This window comes from Oribacterium sp. KHPX15 (assembly GCF_900107835.1).
GTDB lineage: Bacteria > Bacillota > Clostridia > Lachnospirales > Lachnospiraceae > Oribacterium.
In genome coordinates this window covers 12849-36441 of the sequence record NZ_FNRG01000016.1, presented here as the reverse complement: position 1 = coordinate 36441, position 23593 = coordinate 12849, and the positions used below count along the sequence as shown (strand labels likewise).

At 42.6% G+C, this 23593-nt stretch carries 19 protein-coding genes; 17 read left to right on the top strand and 2 right to left on the bottom strand.

Annotated elements, in window-relative coordinates; translation table 11 throughout:
• Positions 1-180: 180 nt before the first annotated feature.
• The 3 genes from BLV86_RS10540 (at position 181) to fsa (ending at position 3872) form a co-directional block, all read left to right on the top strand.
• Complete coding sequence (locus BLV86_RS10540; protein ID WP_090816985.1) at positions 181-2145, top strand: fructose-1,6-bisphosphatase; 1965 nt, start codon at positions 181-183, stop codon at positions 2143-2145.
• 253 nt (positions 2146-2398) lie between these two features.
• Positions 2399-3085, top strand: a complete 687-nt coding sequence (locus tag BLV86_RS10535; protein ID WP_175456508.1) for a FadR/GntR family transcriptional regulator — start codon at positions 2399-2401, stop codon at positions 3083-3085.
• Between the two features lie 130 nt (positions 3086-3215).
• The gene (gene fsa, locus BLV86_RS10530; RefSeq protein ID WP_029200460.1) at positions 3216-3872 is read left to right on the top strand and encodes a fructose-6-phosphate aldolase; all 657 of its coding nucleotides are present in this window, start codon (positions 3216-3218) and stop codon (positions 3870-3872) included.
• A gap of 274 nt (positions 3873-4146) precedes the next feature.
• On the opposite strand, the gene BLV86_RS10525 is transcribed toward fsa, so the two are convergent.
• Positions 4147-5346, bottom strand: coding sequence for a pectinesterase family protein (locus BLV86_RS10525; protein ID WP_090816979.1), 1200 nt, complete (start codon positions 5344-5346; stop codon positions 4147-4149).
• 581 nt (positions 5347-5927) lie between these two features.
• Between BLV86_RS10525 and BLV86_RS10520 the strand changes: the two genes are divergently transcribed.
• The 11 genes from BLV86_RS10520 to BLV86_RS10470 all read left to right on the top strand — a co-directional run bounded on the left by BLV86_RS10520 (position 5928) and on the right by BLV86_RS10470 (position 17522).
• Positions 5928-7505, top strand: coding sequence for a glycoside hydrolase family 28 protein (locus tag BLV86_RS10520; protein WP_090816976.1), 1578 nt, complete (start codon positions 5928-5930; stop codon positions 7503-7505).
• Positions 7506-7562: 57 nt separating this feature from the next.
• Positions 7563-8924, top strand: coding sequence for an ABC transporter substrate-binding protein (locus BLV86_RS10515; protein ID WP_090816973.1), 1362 nt, complete (start codon positions 7563-7565; stop codon positions 8922-8924).
• Between the two features lie 205 nt (positions 8925-9129).
• Positions 9130-10038, top strand: coding sequence for a carbohydrate ABC transporter permease (locus BLV86_RS10510; protein ID WP_090816970.1), 909 nt, complete (start codon positions 9130-9132; stop codon positions 10036-10038).
• Positions 10039-10041: 3 nt separating this feature from the next.
• The gene (locus tag BLV86_RS10505; RefSeq protein ID WP_090816967.1) at positions 10042-10899 is read left to right on the top strand and encodes a carbohydrate ABC transporter permease; all 858 of its coding nucleotides are present in this window, start codon (positions 10042-10044) and stop codon (positions 10897-10899) included.
• A gap of 12 nt (positions 10900-10911) precedes the next feature.
• A complete protein-coding gene (locus tag BLV86_RS10500) occupies positions 10912-12075 on the top strand; it encodes a glycoside hydrolase family 88/105 protein (protein WP_090816964.1) in 1164 nt (387 codons plus the stop codon).
• A gap of 165 nt (positions 12076-12240) precedes the next feature.
• Positions 12241-13218, top strand: a complete 978-nt coding sequence (locus tag BLV86_RS10495; protein WP_175456507.1) for a helix-turn-helix transcriptional regulator — start codon at positions 12241-12243, stop codon at positions 13216-13218.
• Positions 13219-13319: 101 nt separating this feature from the next.
• Complete coding sequence (locus tag BLV86_RS10490) at positions 13320-14180, top strand: sugar phosphate isomerase/epimerase family protein (protein WP_242873286.1); 861 nt, start codon at positions 13320-13322, stop codon at positions 14178-14180.
• A gap of 176 nt (positions 14181-14356) precedes the next feature.
• Positions 14357-15658: a hemolysin family protein gene (locus tag BLV86_RS10485; protein WP_090816955.1), complete on the top strand. Its 1302-nt coding sequence runs from the start codon at positions 14357-14359 to the stop codon at positions 15656-15658.
• Between the two features lie 112 nt (positions 15659-15770).
• Positions 15771-16325 (top strand): NUDIX hydrolase, encoded by a 555-nt coding sequence (locus BLV86_RS10480; RefSeq protein WP_031549662.1) that lies wholly within the window; start codon positions 15771-15773, stop codon positions 16323-16325.
• Positions 16326-16469: 144 nt separating this feature from the next.
• A complete protein-coding gene (locus tag BLV86_RS10475) occupies positions 16470-17000 on the top strand; it encodes an adenine phosphoribosyltransferase (RefSeq protein ID WP_090816953.1) in 531 nt (176 codons plus the stop codon).
• A gap of 18 nt (positions 17001-17018) precedes the next feature.
• Positions 17019-17522, top strand: a complete 504-nt coding sequence (locus tag BLV86_RS10470; protein WP_090816950.1) for a GreA/GreB family elongation factor — start codon at positions 17019-17021, stop codon at positions 17520-17522.
• Positions 17523-17766: 244 nt separating this feature from the next.
• Here BLV86_RS10470 and BLV86_RS10465 read toward each other — a convergent pair whose 3' ends face one another.
• A complete protein-coding gene (locus BLV86_RS10465; protein ID WP_031549656.1) occupies positions 17767-18198 on the bottom strand; it encodes a CBS domain-containing protein in 432 nt (143 codons plus the stop codon).
• Between the two features lie 228 nt (positions 18199-18426).
• Here BLV86_RS10465 and BLV86_RS10460 point away from each other — a divergent pair, with 228 nt between their 5' ends.
• The 3 genes from BLV86_RS10460 to BLV86_RS10450 all read left to right on the top strand — a co-directional run bounded on the left by BLV86_RS10460 (position 18427) and on the right by BLV86_RS10450 (position 23451).
• Positions 18427-20724, top strand: a complete 2298-nt coding sequence (locus tag BLV86_RS10460) for a RelA/SpoT family protein (RefSeq protein WP_442944861.1) — start codon at positions 18427-18429, stop codon at positions 20722-20724.
• Positions 20725-20806: 82 nt separating this feature from the next.
• Positions 20807-21484, top strand: a complete 678-nt coding sequence (locus tag BLV86_RS10455) for an MBL fold metallo-hydrolase (RefSeq protein WP_090816948.1) — start codon at positions 20807-20809, stop codon at positions 21482-21484.
• Positions 21485-21609: 125 nt separating this feature from the next.
• Positions 21610-23451 (top strand): coproporphyrinogen III oxidase family protein, encoded by a 1842-nt coding sequence (locus BLV86_RS10450; protein WP_175456506.1) that lies wholly within the window; start codon positions 21610-21612, stop codon positions 23449-23451.
• Positions 23452-23593 lie beyond the last annotated feature (142 nt).

Here is a 23593-nt window from a genome sequence, read left to right as displayed (position 1 = left end):
ATCAAAAATATCGCGTTTATTTTTAAATACATAGTGATTTTGTATAGTAAATTTTTAACTTCGTCTATATAATTAACTCATGTTTGTTGAGGATAACCCGATAAGGTAGTCCTTCAGTCGTTTCAAATTTTCAGGAAGTAACTAGAAGACATAGGGTGAAGACCCGGTATTTAGGGAGTAATTATGCGTGATCTTGATTATTTAAAACTTTTAGCGAAACAGTTTCCCACTGCGACTGCAGCAGGTGCGGAGATCATTAATCTCCGTGCTATATGTGCTTTGCCTAAGGGCACAGAGTATTTCTTTTCTGACCTTCATGGTGAGAGTGAGGCATTTATCTACCTTATGCGTTCCGCATCCGGTATCGTAAGAGATAAGATTGATGAGACCTTCGGAAATCTTCTTCCTGAGGAGGAGCAGCTTGAGCTTGCAAATCTTATTTACTATCCGAGAGACATTCTTTCAAGCCCTAAACATAAAGAAAAGGAGACTCCCGAGTGGAATCGCATAACCATAAACAGGCTTATAAACATTTGCCGCGTGGTTTCATCAAAGTTCACCCGTTCCAAGGTTCGTAAGAAGATGCCCCAGAGCTATGCTTATGCCATCGATGAGCTTCTGCATATCGACAATCATGATGAGGATAAAAAGGATTACCTCCGCGAGATCATGAATGCCATCATCGACACCGGCATGGGGGATGATTTCATTATCGCCCTTTGTGAGCTTATACAGAATCTCGTTATCGATAATCTTCATATAATCGGAGATGTTTTCGACAGAGGTCCTCACGCCGACCGTATCATGGAGGAGCTCATGAGCTTCCACGATGTGGATATCCAGTGGGGCAATCATGATGCTGACTGGATGGGAGCTGTCTGCGGAAACCCTGCATGTATTGCCAATGTTCTCCGCATCGCCACTTCCTACAATTCCTTTGACGTGCTTGAGGATGGCTACGGAATAAATCTGAGACCTCTTTCCATGTATGCAGAGGAAGTTTACGGGGATGATCCATGTGAATGCTTCCAGCCACATCTTCTGGATTCCAATGTTTCCGACTCGGTTTCACCGGCTCTTGCGGCAAAGATGTGTAAGGCCATATCCATTATCATGCTCAAGGAGGAAGGTCTGCTTATCAAGAGACATCCTGAGTACCATCTGGAGCACAGACTTCTTCTGGAGAAGGTGGATTATGCAAAGGGAACCGTGAACATTGACGGAAAGGTTTATCCGCTTAAGGACAAGAATTTCCCTACCATCGATCCTAAGAATCCTTATAAGCTCACAGAGAGAGAAGAGACTTTGATGAAGACTCTTATCTACAGCTTTACTCATTCTCAGCTTCTTCAGAAACACATCCGTTTCTTCTTTACAAACGGATCAATGTATAAGGTTGTAAATAACAACATCCTTTACCATGGCTGTATACCTATGGAAAAGGACGGCAGCTTCACAAAGATAAAGACACCAGACGGTATATTCTCCGGAAAGGCGCTTCTTGATTACTTTAATGACAAGGCTATCGATGCTTATTTTCTTAACGGAGAAAACGATCCTCAGGGTAAGCTCTATGCTACAGACTTTTTCTGGTACATGTGGTGCGGCCCCAATTCTCCTCTTTTCGGAAAGGACAAGATAACAACCTTTGAGCACTGTTTTATAGAAGACCCTGTGACTCACAAGGAAAAATTCAATATATACTATAACTTTGCAAAGGAAGAGAAGTACGTAGACAAGATCTTCGAGGAATTTGGTGTGGATGCCTCCGTCGGACATATCGTAAACGGACATGTTCCTGTCAAGACAAAGCTTGGTGAGTCACCTATCAAGGCAAACGGTAAGCTGTTTATCATTGATGGTGGTATCTCAAAGGCTTATCACTCGAGAACAGGTATAGCCGGCTACACACTTATCTTTAATTCCCGTCATCTGGCTCTGGCTAAGCATAAGGGCTTCCAGAAGGGCGCCGAGAATACACCTGAGATCCAGATCGTGGAACAGATGAAAACAAGAGTAAGAGTAGGCGCTACCGACAACGGCAGAGAGCTTAAGAGGCAGATTTCTGATCTTGAAGAGCTTCTTGCAGCTTACAGAAACGGTGACATACTTGAGCAGGGAGAAGTCATCCCAAGGAGACATTGATATTAATTAATATCGGATTTTCAAAAAGGTTCAACCCCGGCACGGACTTGCCGGAGTTGAACCTTTTTTGTTAGAAGCCCCCATTACAGATTTCCTGACAAAGAAATTGTTATACAAGATGATTTAATGGAAAAGGATGTGTTACAATATAAACAAAAGTTTGAGGCTGCATCAACGAAAAACAGGGTGGTGTAAAGAATACTTTTCACAATTATTTGTGCCGTCAGACAAATGCGACGGAATGGAGATTTATATGAAAAAATTATCGGCAACACAAAAAACGATAAATGAACTAAAAAAGTATTTATTGTCTGATGAGGCAAAAATAGGAGACAAGCTGGCTACGGAAAAGGAAGTCTGTGAAAAGCTGTCTGTCGGCAGAGGTACAGTAAGAGAGGCTTTCAGAAATCTGGAAGCGGAAGGCTACATTTCCATAAATCCCGGTAAGGGTGCGTTTATAGTAAAAAAATCCCAGAATAATGAGGATGCCCTTGCAAGCTGGTTCACCAGGAACAGAGGCCGTATCCAGGATTATGTGGAGTTCAGAAATATACTTGAACCTGCGGCGGCAAGAATGGCGGCAGAAAGGGCTTCTGACAAGGATCTCAAGGCTCTTGAAAAGATTCATAATGATTTCATCGAATATGCGGCTGTTATGGATGACGAAAAGCTGGCACTTCTTGATGAAGAATTCCACACCAGGATAATGAAGATGACCGGCAATGAAGTCATGGAAATGATCAATCAGAGTGTGAGTAAAAGGATAATGAATTTCCGTTTCCGGACCTTTAAAATAAAACACAATGTTGAGAATGGGATTAAGGCACACGATAAAATCCTGAGGGCTCTTATGGACAGGGATCCGGACGTGGCTGAGGTATATATGAAGCGGCATATCGAACTTATCGATGAGGATATGGAACGCATAATTGTGATGTAACATAGAGCCATTAGTATTGACTTTCAGCGGCTAAGTCATAAAATAGTTAGGTAGGAAAAAACCAAGTATACGAAACAGAGTTTAAATGATGAAGGTACTTGGTTTGGGTTAAAATACCAGGAGGAAAAACATGAAATTTTTTATTGATACCGCAAATGTAGATGAGATTCGTCAGGCTAACGACATGGGCATCATCGCCGGTGTAACAACAAATCCTTCTCTTATCGCAAAAGAGGGACGTGATTACATGGCTACACTGAAGGAGATCACAGAGATCGTTGATGGTCCTATTTCAGGCGAGGTTAAGGCAAGCACAACTACAGCTGAGGGGATGATCGCAGAGGGCAGAGAGATTGCCAAGATGCACAAGAACATGGTTGTTAAGATCCCTATGACACCGGAAGGTCTTAAGGCTGTTAAGGTTCTTTCAAGCGAAGGCATCCACACAAATGTGACTCTTATCTTCACAGCTACACAGGCACTTCTTGCTGCAAGAGCAGGTGCTACTTATGTTTCTCCTTTCCTTGGACGTCTTGATGATATTTCTACAGACGGAATCACTCTTATCCAGGATATCGAGGATATCTTCCAGATGTATCCGGATATCGAGACAGAGGTTATCTGCGCATCTGTTCGTCATCCTATGCATATCATTGATTGTGCTAAGACAGGTGCTGATATTGCTACAGTTCCTTTCAAGGTTCTTATGCAGATGACTCAGCATCCTCTTACAGATATCGGTATCGATAAGTTCGTAAAGGACTACGAGGCTGTATTCGGAAAATAATTTGGTGAACGAGCCGGCGGGCATCAATTTAAATGCGAGTCGCTTCGTCGGAAAAATCTAAAATCGGACCCCTAAGAACCACTAGGCCCTCGGTAAAGAAAGAATCCTGACGGATTCTTTTGAACCGCTCAAAGCCGCGCGGCTCCCAAGATTAAAAAACAAATCTTGGGCAGCAATGTCAGATATTTTCTTTATGAAAAATCTGACTTGGCGAGGGGTCTAAGGAAAAAGGAACCAAGTGGTTCTAAGGGGTCCGATTTTGATTTTTCTCGACTCAGCTCAACGCATTTAAATTGATGCCCGCCGACTCTGCCGCTACTTTTTGTTTCCGATATTTTTGGACCTCATTGAAGTCAAGTTCTTTTACGAAGGGGGCACGGTAATCTGAGGCGCCGGGGCCGTAGTTTTTGTATTCGCAGAAGCTTACGGTGGATTCGGCGTCTTTTTTGTTCCAGTTGTGGAAGCCGGCGGGATGGATATGGCTTCCGAGGTGGGAATTCCGGATCAGTACATTTGCAAAGTTTCGCCAGGGGCGGCCAAGATAGCAGCTGTGCTCAGGGCAATCTGACTCGAAATGGCAGTTGTCGAAGATATATCCGTAGTCCTGACCTTCAGGAGTGGAAGCGGCGGTAGCATAGCTTTTGGCCTCCCGGGATTCATCACTTTCTATAAGTTTCTTTAATTCTTCGTATTTCTCATTACTTAATCCGGTTCGGGCTGCCTCCATAAGCTTTACTTCGGAAAAACTGCCGGACATCTTGATATCGTTCTTTAACAGATATTTATATATAAGAAGAGGAGTTCTGTTCTTTTGAAAGATATAGCAGTTGTCAAAATATGCTGTGGCCGAACCGAAAATAAAATCTATATCCCCTTCTATATATGAGCTTGTATAATATTGTCTTCCGTTTATTCTTTGGGCAAACTGTTTTGGACCGATAAAGCCGTTTTTTTCTATTTCCTTAGGCGGAAGTGGTCCTGTGAAGAGGGTGTCCTGCCAGCCCAGCAGTCGTATGTTGCTGCAGCAGATTCCTTCACCTTCTGCGTAAAGAGCTATTGCCTGACCGATATCGGGACCGGCTCCGGCAGAATTTTCGACGGTAAGGTTTTTGAGACTTACATTCGCGGCATCTATAAACATGGTATAAGAACGGAAGGTTCCCAGTTTGCCAATGTCTTCGGCGGGCATATTGCCATACAGACCATAGGTGATGATGGTTTTGTCGGATGGTATATATCGATTTGGGTGTAAATTGCCATCCGTATCCGTGAAGCTGTATTCAAAACCTTCTGCCTTTATATATTCTCTGAAATCTGTATTGCATCCTGTCAATGTAATTCCCGGAGTCTTTATTTCGACTCTTTCATTATATATTCCTTCTTCTATTAATATAGTGTCGCCGGATATGGCATTGTTTACAGCTTCCTGGATGGAAGTGTAATCGCACTTTCCTGTTTTGGATACCGTGATCATGGTATTTTCCTCCATTGTGGATCTATATGGTTTGCTCTTATCAGAAATCCGATGGTTTATTCCGGGATAAGTAATTCCCGGGTTAATGTTATTGTTTACGGAAATATCAAAGAACCGATAACTATCAATATTATATGATGAATAAACATATGCATTAATATAAAATCGGATACTTTTATACTATCGAATACTATAAGACGAAAAAATAGCGCTTGGAGCTAGGATTACTTTAAGGATAATGACTGATTTGATAGAAAAATAACAAAGATTGTAACTATTGACGATGTAAAACGCTTACAAAATTTATCAATATATCGATATCGACGAGAGAAAAGATTGATTATGTGCAAAAAATTGCATAAAACATGGAGAATAATTATCTAAAAGGATATCACAGAGACCTAAAAACCCTAAAATAATAGCTCAAAAAGGCAAAAAACATATATTAATAGTATCAGATAAGATAATTATGAGTAAATTGGGTCAGTAATTGTAAGATTTATCTCAAAGTGGCTGATATAATCATAAATGTCAGTAAGAAATGAATAAGTGATCAGAAATGATCCTTGAAAAGAGGAAGTATGGATTTTCAAATAGCAGCCGTTTTTAAACGGAGTATAACAATAGAATTATTGAATGATACGATTTGCTATGCTCCTTCGGGATACAGCATTTTGATAAACGGAGAGGAAAAGTTAAAGTCCGATCTTAATGTTGTGACGGTTGACGGATTAAAGCCCGATACGGAATACACCATCACTCTTCTGACGGAAAACGGCAGGACGGATAAAACCTTCCGAACAGAATATGAGTCAGTTCTTCTGGATGTCAGAGAATTCGGAGCATCGGGAGACGGAGAACAGGATGATACGGGTTTTATACAGGCGGCTATAAACAGCTGCCCTAAGGACGGCACGGTTTATCTTCCCAAAGGAATATATCTTTCGAGGCCGATCTTCCTTAAAAGCCATATGGCTTTATGGATAGATGATGAAGCGGTTCTGATGGGGGATCCGGACAGAAAGCATTACCCTTTATTACCGGGGCTTACACCTACTACGGATGAGAAAGATGAGTACAATCTTTCAAGCTGGGAAGGCAATCCCGAAACGAGCTTCGCATCGCTTATCACAGCAGTTAATGCCGAAGAAATCGAAATTGTCGGAAAAGGAATCATCGATGGCAACGGAGATAAGGGCGACTGGTGGAAGGAGCCCAAGAAGAAAAGGACAGCCTGGAGGCCCAATACCGTTTTTCTGAATCATTGCAGAGCCGTAAGGATGCAATCGGTAACAGTGAGAAATTCTCCCTGCTGGACCATCCATCCCTACTATACAGATGATATAGCACTTTACAACTTAAGTATCTGGAATCCATCGGATTCACCAAATACAGACGGGTTTGATCCTGAAAGCTGTGACGGGGTTCTGATCCTGGGAACAAGGATTTCTGTCGGAGATGACTGCATCGCCATAAAATCAGGCAAATATTACATGAGTGATAAACATCATAAGCCTGCAGATCATTTCGTGGTCAGAAACTCATTCCTTGAAAGGGGTCACGGAAGCGTAACCGTTGGTTCCGAAGCAGCAGCCGGTGCACAGAATGTAGAAGTTTCCAAATGTATATTCAGGGAAACCGACAGAGGGCTCCGCATCAAAACAAGACGAGGCAGAGGACCTGATGCGGTTTATGACAACATAGTTTTTCATGACATAAAAATGGAAAATGTGCATATGCCCTTCACCTTCAATATGTTTTATTTCTGCGATCCTGACGGTCACAGTGAGTATGTTCAGGATCAGAAAGCAAGACCTGTTGATGATAAAACACCGACGATAGGATCTGTAACAGCAGAGAATATCGTGGCAGAGGGTGCCGATCAGTGCATGCTGGTTGCTTATGGATTGCCTGAGAGATTTATCGACAGGATAGTCTTTAAGAACATAAAGGTTTCATTCCTTCCAAAGGAAAAACGCAAACCCAGTCAGACCATAATGATGGACAACTTCCCGGAAATGACCGGAAAAAGCATATATGCCAGAAATGTAAAACATCTGGTGCTTGAAAATGTTGAGATATCAGGTTGTGACGATACAGGTCCGGAACTGATAGATGTTGTGGATTATGACAGCCTGAATATCGTTTATAAAAGTTAACAATGAGTTAAAGCTCAATTAATATAGGAGACCAAAAAGGCTCCCCAGGAGGTAAAAATGAAAAAGACAATTACTAAGTTTCTCGCCGGCGGTATGGCAGCATCTATGATGCTCAATCTTGCAGCATGTGGCTCATCAGCATCAGCGCCTGAAGGCACAACAGCAGCTCCCGCTGCCACAGAGGCAGCAAAGGCTGCAGCTGAGACGGTAGCAAAGGCTGAAGGCGGAAATGGCACAACACTTAGAATTTCATGGTGGGGCGGTGATTCAAGACACACAGCTACACTTGAGGCTCTTAAAGCGTATGAGGAAGCTAACGGTGTCACCATCGAGTCAGAGTACGGTGCATGGTCAGGCTGGCAGGATAAGATCGCTACTCAGATAGCAGGTAATTCTGAGCCGGATCTTTTCCAGATCAACTGGAACTGGTTATGGCAGTTCAGCCCGGACGGAACAAGATTTGTAGATCTTCAGGAGCTCACAGATTTCGATCTTTCACAGTATGACCAGTCACTTATCGATCTTATGACGATCGACGGACATGTACTCGGTGTTCCTGTTTCATCAACCGGAAGAGTATTCTACTGGAACAAGGCTACTTTTGAGAAGGCAGGTCTTGAGGTTCCAAAGAGCTTTGCAGACATCCTTGCAGCAGGTCCTGTTTTCAAGGAAAAGCTCGGTGATGATTACTATCCTCTTGCAGCAGGTACTTATGATCTTACAATTCTTCTTACTTACTACATGCAGGAGAAGTACAACAAGCAGTGGATCGTTGATCACAAGCTTAACTACTCAGTAGAAGAACTTACAGACGGTTTTGATTTCCTTAAGAGCCTTGAGGCTAACCACGTAATTCCAACACAGGAGAAGCTTACAGGTGACGGTGCTGATTCTCTTGATAAGAACCCTAACTTCATCGATGGCCACTACGCCGGTGTTGTTGAGTGGGACAGCTCAATCAAGAAGCTTGCAGATGCTCTTGACTCAGATCAGGAGATCGTTATCGGTGAGTATCCTGCAGATTATGGTACACCTGCAACAGTTTACAAGGTTTCCATGGGATTTGCAGTATCTCCTAACTCAGCTAACAAGGAAGAGGCTGCCAAGCTCCTTCAGTACATGTTCAACGGTGACGGTGTAGAGACTCTCGGACTTGAGAGAGGTGTTCCTGCATCACATGCAGCTCAGGAGAAGCTTGAGGCAACAGGCGCTCTTAAAGGTCTTACATTTGAAGCTAACCAGGCAGCAGCTGCTAATGCTCCTTTCCAGCTTTCACCGTACTATGAGGATGCAGCTCTTAAGGACAGCGCAGAGGGTGCATATCAGGAAATCATGGATTCAATGTCTTATGATGGAACGGATTCCAAGGAACTTGCTGAGATGCTCATCGAAGCAGTTAATGAGGTTGAGAGTAAGTAATTCTCAAAATTCATTAAACCATAAATGCTTATTAAATAGTTTTTTCCCTGATCCTCCTAATTTAGGGTTAAAAATCACCACATTTTAAAATGTGGCATATATCGGGCCTTGGCTTATATCTGAGGCCCGATTTTATTGCAAAAAAACTAATGTTTTATTAAAGGTAAGCCGGTGAAAAACGGTACCTTCCAAAGGAGTAGATAAAATGTCAAATACAAAAACAAATACCGCTCCGAACAACTTCTGGAAAGAGAATAAGGGTTTTATCTTCATCTTTCCGTGGTTAGTAGGATTTCTTGTTTTCAAAGGATACCCATTCCTTTCATCACTGGTTTACAGTTTCAGCGATTATTCTCTTTTTGAGGGAATTTCAAAATGGGGCATATTTAACTATCTTGATGTTTTCACAAACAAAAAGATACAGGAAGGCTTCCTTATCACTTTTAAGTACGCATTTATGACAGTGCCGCTTAAGCTGATATTTGCGCTGTTTGTAGCTTACATCCTTAACTTCAAGATCAAGGGAGTTAAGATGTTCAGAACAGTCTATTACATTCCTTCGATTCTTGGATCATCAGTTGCCATCGCAGTTCTCTGGAAGGCAATCTTTAAGGATGACGGAATTGTCAACATGCTTCTCGGATTATTCGGAGTAGAAGGACCTCACTGGTTATCCAATAAAACTGCCGCTCTTTTCATCATCTGTCTCTTACGTGTATGGCAGTTCGGTTCAACCATGGTTATCTTCCTTGCAGCATTAAAGGGCGTATCTCCTGATCTTTATGAGGCAGCTTCCCTTGACGGAGCCGGTAAGTGGAGACAGTTCTTCACAATTACAGTACCTATGATCACACCGGTTATCTTCTATAACCTGGTTACTCAGCTGGTTCAGGCATTCCAGGAATTTAATGGACCTTACATCATCACAGCAGGTGGACCGAGAGGTGCAACCACACTTGTTTCACTGCTCATTTATAACAACGCATTTAAGAAATATGCAATGGGACTTGCAAGCTCACAGGCATGGGTTCTGTTCATTATCCTTATGATATTCACAGCGATTTTACAGTACAGCCAGAAGCACTGGGTATACTATTCTGATTCGGAGGATTAAGCAATGACACTCGAGAGAAAAAGACAGATAGCAACGTTATGTAAGTATGTCGTTCTGGTTCTGGTGGGCATTCTTATGATCTACCCACTGGTTTGGATGATCGGTGCATCCTTCAAAACAAACTCGGAGATTTTCTCCAGCATCGGTTTTATACCTAAACAGCCAACCTTCCAGGGTTACAAGGATGCCATGAACGGTTACGGCGGAGACATTGACATCTGGAAGTCAATGTTTAATACCTACAAGATCGTTATTCCTAAAGTTATCCTTACAGTAGCTTCCTGCACACTGACAGCTTACGGTTTTGCAAGATTCAAGTTCAAGGGACATGATGCACTCTTTGCACTTCTGATGGCTACACTGTTCCTTCCAAATGTAGTACTTAATGTTCCTCAGTTTATCATGTACAACGGCTGGGGCTGGGTAGATTCACCTTTATACCTTCCTCTTATCGTTCCTTCAGTATTTGCTCAGGATACATACTTCGTATTCATGCTCATCCAGTTCCTCCGCAACGTTCCAAGAGAACTTGATGAGGCAGCAAAGATCGATGGATGTACAGCACTTGGAACACTCTGGCACGTTATCGTACCGGTACTTAAGCCGGCTATGACATCAGCAGCACTTTTCCAGTTTATGTGGTCATCCAATGACTTTATGGGACCTTTGCTCTACGTTTCAACTCCGAAGCGTTATCCTGCAGCTATCTTCGTAAAGATGTCAATGGATGCCGATACCGGATTCTCATGGAACAGAATCCTCGCTCTTTCACTTGTTTCCATCATTCCTTCACTGGTAGTATTCTTTATCGCTCAGGATCAGTTCATCGATGGTGTAACTGCAGGTTCTGTGAAAGGATAAAAGGAGAATCTTATGAAAGAATTACACCACCTTACAGGTGGAAGAGAAGATACGGAAAAGCTTCTTAATGACTATGTGGATTATCTTATGACTCATTCAGATTCCGGGCATCCGGCCTGGAATCTTGAGGTCATAAGAAGCGGTAAAGAGAATAGATGGAATTATATAGATGGCTGTATGATAACAGGTATCTTACGGCTTTATGAGATCACCGGGCAGGAGAAATATTTAAAATTTGCTGATGATTTCTCAAGCGGATTTATAAATGATGACGGCAGTATCAGAACTTATGATATTGATGAAAAAAACCTGGATAATATAAATCCCGCAAAAAATCTGTTTAAGCTTTATGATATCACGGGTAAAGAAAAGTATCTTAAAGCCATAAAGCTGGTTCGTTCACAGATAGATAAGATGCCCAGAACCAACGAGGGGAACTTCTGGCATAAGAATATTTATCCGAACCAGGTATGGTTGGACGGACTTTATATGGCACAGCCTTTCTACATTGAGTATGAGAAGCGATTCAATGATTGTAAAAATATAAAAGATACGTATGATCAGTTCTGTAATGTAGAGAAGCATATGCGTGATGAAAAGACAGGACTTTACTATCACGGATATGATGAATCAAGAGAGATGTACTGGGCAGATCCCGAAACCGGATGCAGTCCGAATTTCTGGCTGAGAGCTGAAGGCTGGTTTATCATGAGCCTCGTGGATGTACTGGAAGTCATGATGGATATGGATCTCCCTGAAGAAAAGGAGCATCTCAAAAAGATGCTGGTTGATCTTACAGAAGCCCTTTCAAAATATCAGGATGAAAGCGGACTTTTCCATCAGCTCATTGCACTTCCCGAAGTTGAAGGTAATTACCTTGAAACCTCCGGTACGGCGCTGATAAGTGCTGCGGTACTTAAAGGTGTGAGACTTGGTTTTATACCTGAAAAGTACAGAAGCATGGCAGAGAAAGCTTTCTACGGTATAATCGATAAGAGACTTTCAAAAAACGATGATGGTACACCATGTGTGACAGGAATATGTCTCGTTGCAGGTCTCGGAGGTGCTGATCACAGAGACGGATCTGTTGGATACTATCTTTCAGAGCCGGTGGTAAAAAATGATGCAAAAGGAGTCGGCCCCCTGTTTCTTGCTTATACGGAAATGATAAGATAAAATAAAGGATGTGTGTTCGATTGGATAATGATTCAATGGGATGCCATCCTTTATTTGTATTAAAAATTTAATCATTCTTGTGAATAAAAAGGTTCAGGGAGTATGGACGGAAGCGGGTTTCGAAGCTTCACTTCCCCGATATCGGTTATCAAAAAGAGGCATTATATGGCAGACGAAAATTTACATAATTCGAGACTTGAACTGGTATTCGAAAAGCGTATACCGGGCCTGAGGGTTTCGGAAGCGGTGAGACATCAGAAGTTCATAATGAAAAACAGACATTTCCATGAGACCATAGAAATGCATTTCATCATCTATGGGCAGAGACTGCTGTTTGTTGATCAGGAAACCTATCGTATGGTTCCACACACCTGTATGATGGTAAACCATAACCTCATTCATAAAACATCTACAGCCCCCAACATGCCCCCAGATCATCACAATTTCATACTTCAGCTGGACAGGTCCGTTTTTGATGAAAAGTTCAGGGAATTCGGGCTGAAGGGCTTTGACGAGTTCGGAAGTCTGTACGGTGGTCTGGCAAAATTCAATGATACAGAATGGCAGCTGGTTTTATCAGTTATAGATGCCTTTAAGGCGGCTTGTGAGGACGAAAGAAACGGGATAACCTCATCCATGGAGGATCTGCATTCTTTTCTATATCTTCAGACTGTTGAGCTTGCGGGTATTTTCGCAAAAAGCAGAAGAAGAGATCTTCAGAGTAACCTTAAGGAAAAGGGTATAGAGACAGCTGAGCAGCAGTCCGTTGTAAAAACGGGAATTCACCAGAAGGTTCATGATATAGCTATGTATCTTCAGGGGCATACCGGTGATAATGTTACCCTCGATGAGATTGCAAAACAGTTCTATATGAGTAAATCCTACCTTACAAGAGTATTCCGTAATATAACCGGTTTTTCTGTCATTGAATATATTACGTATATAAGAGTAAGGAAGGCTCAGCAGCTTCTGATAGATTCCGATACCAGCATTACCGATATTGCGGATATATGCGGTTTTGGTAATGTCACCTACTTTGAGAAGGTATTTAAGCAAATGACGGGTCAGACACCGGGACAGTACCGGAAGAATCCCGAAAGGACTAAGCTGATTCTCAAAAATTACAGCAGTATTTCAGATTAACGAATGTATGCCGGAGTGAAACGGCGATATACAGGCATATATATGTAAGAAATAAACGGTGAAATACCCGTATTTATAGGATTTTTTAGAGGAGATTAATTATGATCCAGTTTGGAATGAGAGTTCATGATATATGCGGAAAAGGAACCGTTACAGAGGTTCTTGATAAGGTTCAGGACTTAGGCATTAAATATATACAGCTTGCCATGTCCAAAAGCTTTTCTGAGGTGGATACTTCGGTTGGGCATTATAATGCAGGCCTCGGAGATTATGTTGGTGCGGAGCTGGAAAAAAGAAACATCCACGTATCCATACTTGGCTGCTACATTAATCCTGCTCACCCTGATGAAGAAAAGAGAATGCTGGAGGTGCAGAGATTTATAGAGCATCTTAAATACAGTAAAAGGATGGGAGCGGATATGGTCGGAACTGAGACAGGCCGTGCTCATCCCAATATGAAGATAGTTCCGGAAACTTATACAGAAGAAAACTATCAGAGAGTTCTGGACAGTTTTAAGCGAATAAGAGATGCGGCGGAAAAACTTGGTGTTATGGTTGGAGTTGAAGGAGTGTTTAATCATACACTTCACAGCCCTGAAATGATGAGAAGATTTCTTGATGACATCGATTCCGTAAACTTTGATGTCATTCTTGATTCTGTAAATCTTATAAAGCCGGAGTTTGAGAAGGATCCTGAGGGACAGAATGCCATCATAAAGAAGGCATTTGACCTATACGGTGACAGGATCACCACACTGCACCTTAAGGATGGAGTATTTGAGGATGGTGATCAGAGATTCCGCCATCCCGGTGAAGGCTTCTTTAATTATGAAGAGCTTATGCGTCAGGTCAGCATCCGTAAACCTTACATCGTGGGAACTCTTGAGAACTCCACACCTGACCGTTACTACGAGGACTGTAGATTCCTGCAGGAGCAGTACGATAAATACAAGGCAGTATAAAACAGAACAGAATGCTTCCGCCGATGAACCACTAACTCCGTCCCCATGGTCCATCGGCGGAACTTTTTCAAAAAATCCCCAAATCGCGTTCAAAAACCCATGCATCATTTGACAAAACCTGTATGTTCATATACAACATTAAGTAATATACGGTCCGGAGGGAGACTTTTATTTATATGATAGAACGACTAGTTCTTCTTATTGTACTTATAATATTAAATGGCTTTTTTTCCTGTGCAGAGATAGCTGTTCTACAGGTTGGAGATACAAAACTGAAAAAGCTTGCAGAAGAAGGAAAAAAAGACGCAAAAATACTTCTTAAACTGACCGAGGATCCGTCGAGATTCCTTTCTACGATACAGGTGGCTATAACCCTGGCAGGTTTTCTGTCCTCAGCTTTTGCAGCAGACAGCTTTGCCGGCCCTGCCACCAGACTTCTTATAAAGATGGGAGTGCCGATTAGTGAAGCGGTGCTCAGTCCCATAGTTATCGTGGTCATCACTTTGATCCTTTCATATGTCAATATCGTATTCGGCGAGCTTGTGCCCAAAAGACTTGCTCAGGCGTACACGGAAAAGATTGCATTATCCATGGCCCCTGTGCTCCAGTTTGCATCTGTACTGTTCCGCCCTTTCGTAGGACTTCTTACAGTATCTACAAACACCGTTATGAAGCTGATGGGTATCAATCCCGAAGATATCGAAGATAAGGTCTCGGAAGAAGACATTATCATGATGCTTGATGAAGGAACGGAAAACGGCACCATCGAGCACCAGGAAAATGAGATGATACAGAATGTCTTCGAGTTTAATGACCTGACTGTAGAGGACGTCTGCACCCACAGAACTGATGTGGCTATGCTTTATTATGAAGACAGTGATGAAGTATGGCGAAAGACCATTTATAATAACAGATTTGCCAATTATCCTATCTGCGGTGAGGATGATGACGATGTAATAGGCATTCTTGATACCAAGGACTATTTCCGTCTTGAGGATCAGTCCCGTGACAGCATAATGAAGAATGCTGTTGATAAGCCATTTTTCGTTTCCCAGAACATGAAGGTTTCGGATCTTTTTCAGACCATGAAAAGAGAGCGCAAATACTATGCGGTTGTCATCGATGAGTATGGCGGCATGACCGGTATAGTAAGTATGCATGATCTTATCGAAGCTCTCGTGGGTGATCTTCAGGAAGAGGATGACCTGCCGGAACCTGAGCCTATTGAGGCTATCGGTGAGAATGAATGGATAATTCTCGGAATTGCAGATCTTGAGGATGTCAATGAAGCGCTGAAGCTTGACATACCAACAGAAGATGCCGACACCTTTGGAGGATACATCATGGGCATCATGGGTACAGTTCCGGACGACGGCAGTTCTTTCCATCTGGAGACAGATAATCTTGAGATAGATGTGGCGTACATCAAGAACCACCGTATCGGAAAAACCATAGTCAGGAAGAAGATATCTGAATGATGCGGTCATTCCAAAAAACGAAGAAAACATATATGAATAAATGTTTAAATCCGGGATGATTATGTGCTATAATCGGGATTCCGTTTAAACCAGATGTTCAGGAGGAGACAGGATGCTAAATCAGGATAATGCCGAGAAACCGGTAAAGCTTATAGAGAGAAAGCTTGCCTATAAAGGAAAGGTTATAACAGTTTATGATGACTACGTAAACGTGGGAGGACATGAGACCCATTGGGATTTCATCCATCATATGGGAGCGGCAGCAGTGCTTCCTGTGCTGAAGGACGGACGCATACTTATGGTCAGACAGTACAGACATGCTCTTCAGAGATATACTCTTGAGCTGCCTGCCGGAAAACGTGACGAAGAGGATGAGCCTTTTGAAATCTGTGCTCTGAGAGAGCTTGAGGAAGAAACCGGATACAAGACAGATCATCTGGAGTTTCTTCTTTATGTTAATACAACAGTTGCTTTCCTTGATGAGAAGATAGGCATATATGTAGCCAGAGACCTTGAAAAAGGTAATGTTCATTGGGATGAGGATGAGGAACTTGGAATCGAGGCCTGGAACCTTGAAGACTTAAAGCAGCTTATCTACGAGGGTAAGATGACAGACGGAAAAACCGTGGCAGCCATCATGACATATGCCGAAAAGTACTGCAAGTGATGATACGGGTTTATGGATTAAAAAAAACATGACGATATAATCATGACAGAAAGCCGTTCAGGATGACTTTGCTGTGACTAAAAAGGATTACGGCTTTTAAAGTAACGGATAAAATGCAAATATCTTACATATGAGGATTAAAAAATGAAAAGAGAAAAATTAGAAGATTATGTATTGACTATTCCCGATTTTCCGGAGCCCGGAATCATGTTCCGTGATATCACATCACTTATCCAGGATCCTGACGGACTTCAGGATGCCATCGACGGACTTAAGGATATACTGAAGGACGTTGAATTTGACAAAGTTCTGGGTCTTGAATCCCGAGGCTTTATTTTCGGAACACCTATTGCCTATGAATTTAAAAAAGGCTTTGTTCCGGTACGTAAGAAAGGAAAGCTTCCAAGAGAAACCGTATCTGCAAAGTATGAGCTTGAGTACGGCGAAGCTGAAATAGAGATTCACAAGGATTCCATAGAAAAAGGCGAAAAGGTTGTTATCATTGATGACCTCATCGCTACCGGCGGAACCCTTGAAGCCGCCTGCAGACTTGTGGAAGAGCTTGGTGGTGAGGTATCCTGCATTGCCCTTGTTATGGAGCTTGCGGGACTTGAAGGCCGCAAGAAGCTTGAAAAATATGATGTAAGGACACTTATTACCTACGAAGGAAAATAAGGATTTTAACAGAACAAAATGGGACAGGAATTAACAAAGTCAGACGTAAAAAGAATTCAGGACGAGATAGATCATCGTAAACTGGTCCTGAGACCACAGATAACCAAAGAGATAGCAGAAGCCGCAGCCCAGGGCGACCGCTCGGAAAACTTCGAGTACTATGCCGCCAAAAAAGCCAATCGTGAAAACAACGGCCGCATAAACTACCTCGAAAGAGTACTGCGATTTGCAAAAATAATCGACGACAGCTCCAAAGAAGACGAAGTAGGACTCAACAACACAGTCACCCTCTACTTCGAAGAAGATGACGAAGAAGAAGTATACCGCATAGTCACATCCATCCGCGGACACAGCCTCCTGGGCCTCATCTCCAACGAATCCCCCATCGGAAGAGCCATCATGGGCCACAAAGTCGGCGACCGCTGCGAAGTCACCACCGAAAACGGCCTCAGTTATTTCGTTGTTATTCGTAATATAGAGAATACCGGAGAATCAGAAGATGATCATATAAAGGCATTCTAGAAAACAGCAGAAGCTTGAAGGCACCCAGCCGGAAACGTTGAGCTGAGTCATGAAAAATCAAAATCGGACCCCTTAGAACCACTTGGCTCTATTTTCCTTAGCCCCCCTCGCCAAGTCAGATTTTTCATAAAGAAAATATCTGACATTGGCGAGGGCCTAGTGGTTCTTAGGGGTCCGATTTTAGATTTTTCTGACGAGGCGACTCGTTTCCGGCTGGGTGCCTTCGAGCTTCTGCGTCCGGATGTTATGCCAGCACCCTTAGATCCGAATGTGAAAGATTGGAATTAGCGTAGAGATAATTTATGATCTCCTTCCGTCGTATGATACCTATGAAATGCTTCATATCATCCACAACCGGGACAAAATTCTGGTTAGAAACCCTCTCCATAAGATCTTCCATGGAAGCATTGACATCCACAGGAGCGTAATGAGTTTTCATGGGAATATCAGAAACCTGGATCTTTTCGATAGAATCGAGATTCATCTCCAGGTTGTTTTTTATCTCCCAAAGAAGATCCCCCTCTGTCATGGTGCCGATATAACTTCCGTCCTTGGCAAGAACAGGAATAGTCGAATAACGATGGAACTCCATCTTCTCAAGAGCCTGTCGTAAAGTATAATCTTCCTCGAGAAAAGCTACGTCACATTTGGGCGTAAGGAAGAATAGAATATTCATTAGAAATTTCCTCCAAATTTTACAAAAAGTCAACCTTTCATATATTACCACATCTTGCATAAAAGTCAGCAGTTATCGAAGCAAAAATTATTAAAATTTACTAAAGTGTCGGTGATAATATTAAGGATATGTTCAGTTAACAAACATATTTTTTGACAAGAACCTTAACAAATAGTAAAATTAAACTTTGCAAAATTATTTGAATATGTGCTTGAAAAATAAGCATTGATGCGGCATGAAGCAGTAAAAGAATACATGCTGTGGGAGAAGAGTATGACTGAAGAAGTAGTATTGGTAAGACCGGCAGATAATACCCCGCCTGAGGAACTATATGAAAGTCTTATAAAGACCATCAAGTCCTATCATCCATCAGGAGATTTCAGTATGGTGGATAAGGCCTACAGGGTTGCTAAAGAACAGCATAAGGACCAGAAGCGTAAATCGGGTGAACCCTATATCATTCACCCTATTTGTGTTGCCATAATTCTTGCTAATCTTCAGATGGATAAGGAAACCATAGTCGCAGGCCTTCTTCATGATGTTGTTGAAGATACGGGAATGACTCTTGATGAGGTTTCCAAAGAATTCAATCCGGATGTAGCTCTTCTTGTGGATGGTGTTACAAAGCTGACTCAGTTGAACCTTAATACAGATAAGGTTGAGATGCAGGCTGAAAACCTTCGTAAGATGTTCGTATCCATGGCAAAGGATATCCGTGTCATCATCATTAAGCTTGCGGACCGTCTTCATAATTTACGTACCCTGGAGTATCAGACTCCTGAAAAGCAGAGAGAAAAAGCAAGAGAGTCCCTGGAGATATATTCACCTCTTGCAGAGCGTCTCGGTATCAGCAAGATAAAGATCGAGATGGACGACCTGTCCCTCAAATACCTCGAACCGGATGTTTATTATGATCTCGCCGCAAAGGTTAATCTCAAGAAAGAAGCCAGAGAAGAAAGAATCAAAAACATAGTTGATGAGGTTTCTTCTCATATCACAGAGGCGGGCATTGATGCGGACATCAACGGTCGTGTTAAGCATTTCTTCTCAATATATAAAAAGATGGTCAACCAGAACAAGACCATAGATCAGATATATGACCTTTTTGCGATCCGCATCATTGTTGATACGGTAAGGGACTGTTATGCATCACTGGGAGTTATCCATAAGATGTATACCCCTATTCCGGGACGCTTCAAGGACTATATCGCCATGCCTAAGCCCAATATGTATCAGTCATTACATACAACGGTCATAGGCCGTGACGGTGTGCCCTTTGAAATCCAGATACGAACCTTCGAGATGCACCGTACCGCTGAATTCGGTATCGCTGCCCACTGGAAATATAAAGAGTCCGGCGGTTCAAAGGAAAGCGTAGCCCAGAATGAAGATGTAAAGATGAACTGGCTCCATGAGATCCTTGAATGGCAGAAAGATGAGTCTGACTCCAAGGAATTCATGAACATGGTCAAGTCGGATCTTAACCTGTTCAATGAAAATGTTTACTGCTTTACTCCGTCAGGTGATGTAAAGAATCTTCCGGCCGGATCCTGCCCTATTGATTTTGCTTATGCGATACATTCTGCAGTCGGCAATAAGATGGTGGGAGCAAAGGTTAATTCAAAGCTTGTGCCCGTAACCTACAAGCTCCAGAACGGTGACAGAGTTGAAGTCATTACGTCCCAGAATTCACACGGACCAAGCAGAGACTGGCTTAAGATCTGTAAATCCACCCAGGCCAAGAATAAGATCAATCAATGGTTTAAGCATGAACAGAAGGATGAAAACATTGATCATGGTAAAGAACTTCTGTCAAACTATGCCAAGTCCAGAGGTTACAATCTCAGTGAACTCACAAAGCCTGAGTATATAGAAGGTGTTATCAGAAGATACAGCTACATCGACTGGGAGGCTGTACTGGCTTCTGTCGGTAGAGGCGGTATCAAAGAGTCACAGGTAGTGGCCAAGCTCATAGAGCTGAAGAATAAAACAGAGGAAACAAATATTTCCGATGAGGATATCATTCAGAATCTCGAGGGCATGACCAAGAAGCCTGAGATCATACGCAAGTCAAAATCCGGAATTGTTGTTAAGGGCATCCATGATCTGGCTGTTCGTTACGCTAAATGCTGTTCACCTGTGCCCGGAGACGAAATCGTAGGTTTCGTAACCAGAGGCAGAGGCATCACCATCCATCGTACCGACTGCATTAACATGATGAACCTTCCCGAGGACGAGAAGGCCCGCCTTATCGAGGCAGAGTGGCAGAAGGATATCTCAGGTGAAACCTATGCCACAGAACTTGAAATCTACACCACCAACAGAATGGGTCTTCTGGTTGATATTTCAAAGGTGCTTTCTGATTCCGGTATAGACATTAAGGCTCTTACATCAAGAGTCGGAAAGAACGAAAAGGCCACCATAACAGTTTCCTTTGATATACACAATAAGGAAGAACTTCAGGCTCTTGTCAGCAAGATTTATAAGATAAGAGGCGTTGTGGATATCGTCAGAGCCCAGGGATGATAAAGTTTCAGAACTATCACTACTGTCAATGCGGCGATAGATACTTTGGAAGCTGACCTGGCAGGAAGTTCCGGGAGGAAAGATGCTTAAGATTTCAAAATTTGTTACAGGTCCGTTGGGAACAAATGTATATTTTCTGATCGATACAGATACGCATAAGTGCGTTATTATCGACCCGGCAGACAATGCTGACCATATCATAAATATCATTGATAATGAACTTCGGGCTGAGCCTTTGCTTATTCTCCTGACACATGCACATTTTGACCATATGACAGCGGCCAAAGAAGTTGCTCAGCATTATGGCATAGGGATCAGGGTAAATGCTTTGGACGAAGGTCATATGCAGGATCCGGAAAAGAACCTGAGCAGAATGTTTTATAAACCTGTAAGTTTCCTTCCATCTGAGTATGACACTTTTAAGGATGGAGATGTACTGAAGCTTCTTGACAGAGACATAAAGGTTTTGGGAACTCCCGGACATACGCCCGGTTCCAGCTGTTTTTATATCGAGGATGGTCTCAGTTACATACCAAACGGTGCATCGGAACCGAAGATTTGTCCGGTTCTTATGGCCGGGGACACCCTGTTTCAGGGTTCCTTCGGAAGGACAGATTTCCCGGGCGGGTCTGAGGAAGAGTTATTTAAAAGCATTAAAGAAAAACTTCTGACTCTCCCTGCCCAGACCTCGGTTTTTCCCGGACATGGGCCTCAGACAAGCATTGCCATAGAAAAGAGATATAATCCCGCTGCATTTTGAAAGTGAATGTTAGAAGTTGGTATCGATTCTTTGATACCAACTTAATTTTTAGAGATAATAAAATTCCCATCTTTATATCAGATGTAAACGACAGTTTTTAAACATTCATATATGAGGAAAAAGTTTTGATCAGGTTAATATTAGATAAAACAGCAGAGAGTTTTGAACAGGATATAAGAGAGCTGATTCAGGAGTTCTATCCCGGAGAAGATTTCGAGATTAGAACAGAAGAAGGTGTTCATTTTACCAACACCACACAGGAGGAGAAGAATGCTCTTAAGCAGGCGAAAGCCACCGGAGAAAATGCCGAGGTAAATAAAAAGTCCACAAAAAACAAGGCAAAGATGGCCTCGGAGATAACCCCCGAAGGTGTACAGGATGAAAAGATCAGATTTTCCTTTGAAGTGTCAGCTTCTGATATGCCCCTCAAGGGAGTAAGAAAAGACGATAAATCGGTGATCAAAGCTGAACTTTACGATACGCTGGTCAGCATGACAGGTAAGACCCTTCCATGGGGAGACCTTACAGGCATAAGACCGGTTTCACTGGTGAGTCCCATGGTGGAAGCTGCCATAGAGAAACGTAAAACAGAAAGCGATTCTGTAAATGAGCTGACAGAAACTGAAATCAGAGACATTAAAACCGCACTTACAAAAGAATACTGCATCGAAGGTGAAAAGCTTGACCTGATGACAGATATAGCTTTAAGAGAACACAGGATCCTCAACCGGATTTACGATGTAACCGGTAAAACCTACAAAGAAGGCTGGAGCCTGTATATCGGTATCCCCTTTTGCCCTACAAGGTGTCTCTACTGTTCTTTTTTAAGCAACACAATTTCTGCCTGGGAAAAGAGACTTCCGGAGTATATGGATAATCTCCGTAAGGAAATAAGGTATACCGTCAGAGAAATGTGCGGCAAACACAGGCGGCCCCTCCAGACCATATACATAGGTGGAGGTACCCCCACTGCTCTTGATGAAAAGTGGCTTCAGGTTCTTATGGATATGGTTCATGAGGAGTGTGGTTCTGCTAATGTCTCCATTTTGAGTAATGTAACCTCCCGGGAGCATGATTGGAAGAACACAGTTACAGGTATGCCCGGTATCGTGGAGTTCACCGTTGAAGCCGGAAGACCGGATTCCATAACAAAAGAAAAGCTTCAGATCCTTAAGGCTGCAGGAGTAGACAGAATTTCCGTCAATCCCCAGACCTTCAACCAGAAGACTCTCGACCTCATAGGAAGAAAACACAGTGTAGAATCAGTGATAGAAAAGTATGAGCTTGCGAGAGAAGTAGGCTTCGAAAACATTAACATGGACATCATACTGGGCCTTCCCGGAGAAAAACTGCCGGAGGTAACACATACCCTTTGCGAAATTGCCAGAAACAAACCTGACAGCCTCACAGTTCACAGCCTTGCCATAAAACGTGCCGCAAGACTCACTCTGGAAAGAGACTATTGGGCAGGCATATACCGTGCTGGAGATGAAAATGAGATAATGGCTGAAACAAGACTTCAGGAAGAAGCGGAGGCAGGAGAAAACTATAGCTTGATAGGTCACACAGGAACTTCTGTATCTGATGTAGCAAAAGAAAAAACAAAATTCAGGTACCCGGAGATTACCCGCATGATGATGGCCTCTGCCTATACCGCCGAAGTCCTTAACCTGAAACCCTACTACCTGTACCGACAGAAGAACATGGCAGGCAACCTGGAAAACGTAGGCTACTCAACAGAAGGAAAAGAATGCCTGTACAACATCCTCATGATGGAAGAAAAACATACCGTCATCGGCTGCGGCGCCGGCTGCTCCAGCAAATTCGTCCTTCCATCCAAAGATGGCGACCCTACGCATAAACGCGTTGAACGCTGCGACAATGGCAAAGATATAAAGTCCTATATAGAAGACGTAGACAAGTTCATTAAACGAAAAGAAGAATTATTTTCACTGATGAAAGAATAATTAGAACATGATTTCAGATTTTTCCGACAAAGCGACTCGTTCTAAAAGTGATGCCCTCCGGCTCTGTCCGTCCCTTTTTTTACTAATATTTCTCCCAATAATGTCGAAATAAACATGTGTGTATAATTTTGCATAATTTCGG

Bases quoted from the DNA above. Each gene is read 5' to 3' on its own strand.
- BLV86_RS10510 (WP_090816970.1), top strand. From the start codon at position 9,130: ATGTCAAATACAAAAACAAATACCGCTCCGAACAACTTCTGGAAAGAG.
- BLV86_RS10480 (WP_031549662.1), top strand. From the start codon at position 15,771: ATGCTAAATCAGGATAATGCCGAGAAACCGGTAAAGCTTATAGAGAGA.
- BLV86_RS10505 (WP_090816967.1), top strand. From the start codon at position 10,042: ATGACACTCGAGAGAAAAAGACAGATAGCAACGTTATGTAAGTATGTC.
- BLV86_RS10475 (WP_090816953.1), top strand. From the start codon at position 16,470: ATGAAAAGAGAAAAATTAGAAGATTATGTATTGACTATTCCCGATTTT.
- BLV86_RS10520 (WP_090816976.1), top strand. From the start codon at position 5,928: ATGGATTTTCAAATAGCAGCCGTTTTTAAACGGAGTATAACAATAGAA.
- BLV86_RS10465 (WP_031549656.1), bottom strand. From the start codon at position 18,198: ATGAATATTCTATTCTTCCTTACGCCCAAATGTGACGTAGCTTTTCTC.
- BLV86_RS10525 (WP_090816979.1), bottom strand. From the start codon at position 5,346: ATGATCACGGTATCCAAAACAGGAAAGTGCGATTACACTTCCATCCAG.
- BLV86_RS10495 (WP_175456507.1), top strand. From the start codon at position 12,241: ATGGCAGACGAAAATTTACATAATTCGAGACTTGAACTGGTATTCGAA.
- fsa (WP_029200460.1), top strand. From the start codon at position 3,216: ATGAAATTTTTTATTGATACCGCAAATGTAGATGAGATTCGTCAGGCT.
- BLV86_RS10515 (WP_090816973.1), top strand. From the start codon at position 7,563: ATGAAAAAGACAATTACTAAGTTTCTCGCCGGCGGTATGGCAGCATCT.
- BLV86_RS10490 (WP_242873286.1), top strand. From the start codon at position 13,320: ATGATCCAGTTTGGAATGAGAGTTCATGATATATGCGGAAAAGGAACC.
- BLV86_RS10535 (WP_175456508.1), top strand. From the start codon at position 2,399: ATGAAAAAATTATCGGCAACACAAAAAACGATAAATGAACTAAAAAAG.
- BLV86_RS10470 (WP_090816950.1), top strand. From the start codon at position 17,019: ATGGGACAGGAATTAACAAAGTCAGACGTAAAAAGAATTCAGGACGAG.
- BLV86_RS10485 (WP_090816955.1), top strand. From the start codon at position 14,357: ATGATAGAACGACTAGTTCTTCTTATTGTACTTATAATATTAAATGGC.
- BLV86_RS10455 (WP_090816948.1), top strand. From the start codon at position 20,807: ATGCTTAAGATTTCAAAATTTGTTACAGGTCCGTTGGGAACAAATGTA.
- BLV86_RS10500 (WP_090816964.1), top strand. From the start codon at position 10,912: ATGAAAGAATTACACCACCTTACAGGTGGAAGAGAAGATACGGAAAAG.
- BLV86_RS10460 (WP_442944861.1), top strand. From the start codon at position 18,427: ATGCGGCATGAAGCAGTAAAAGAATACATGCTGTGGGAGAAGAGTATG.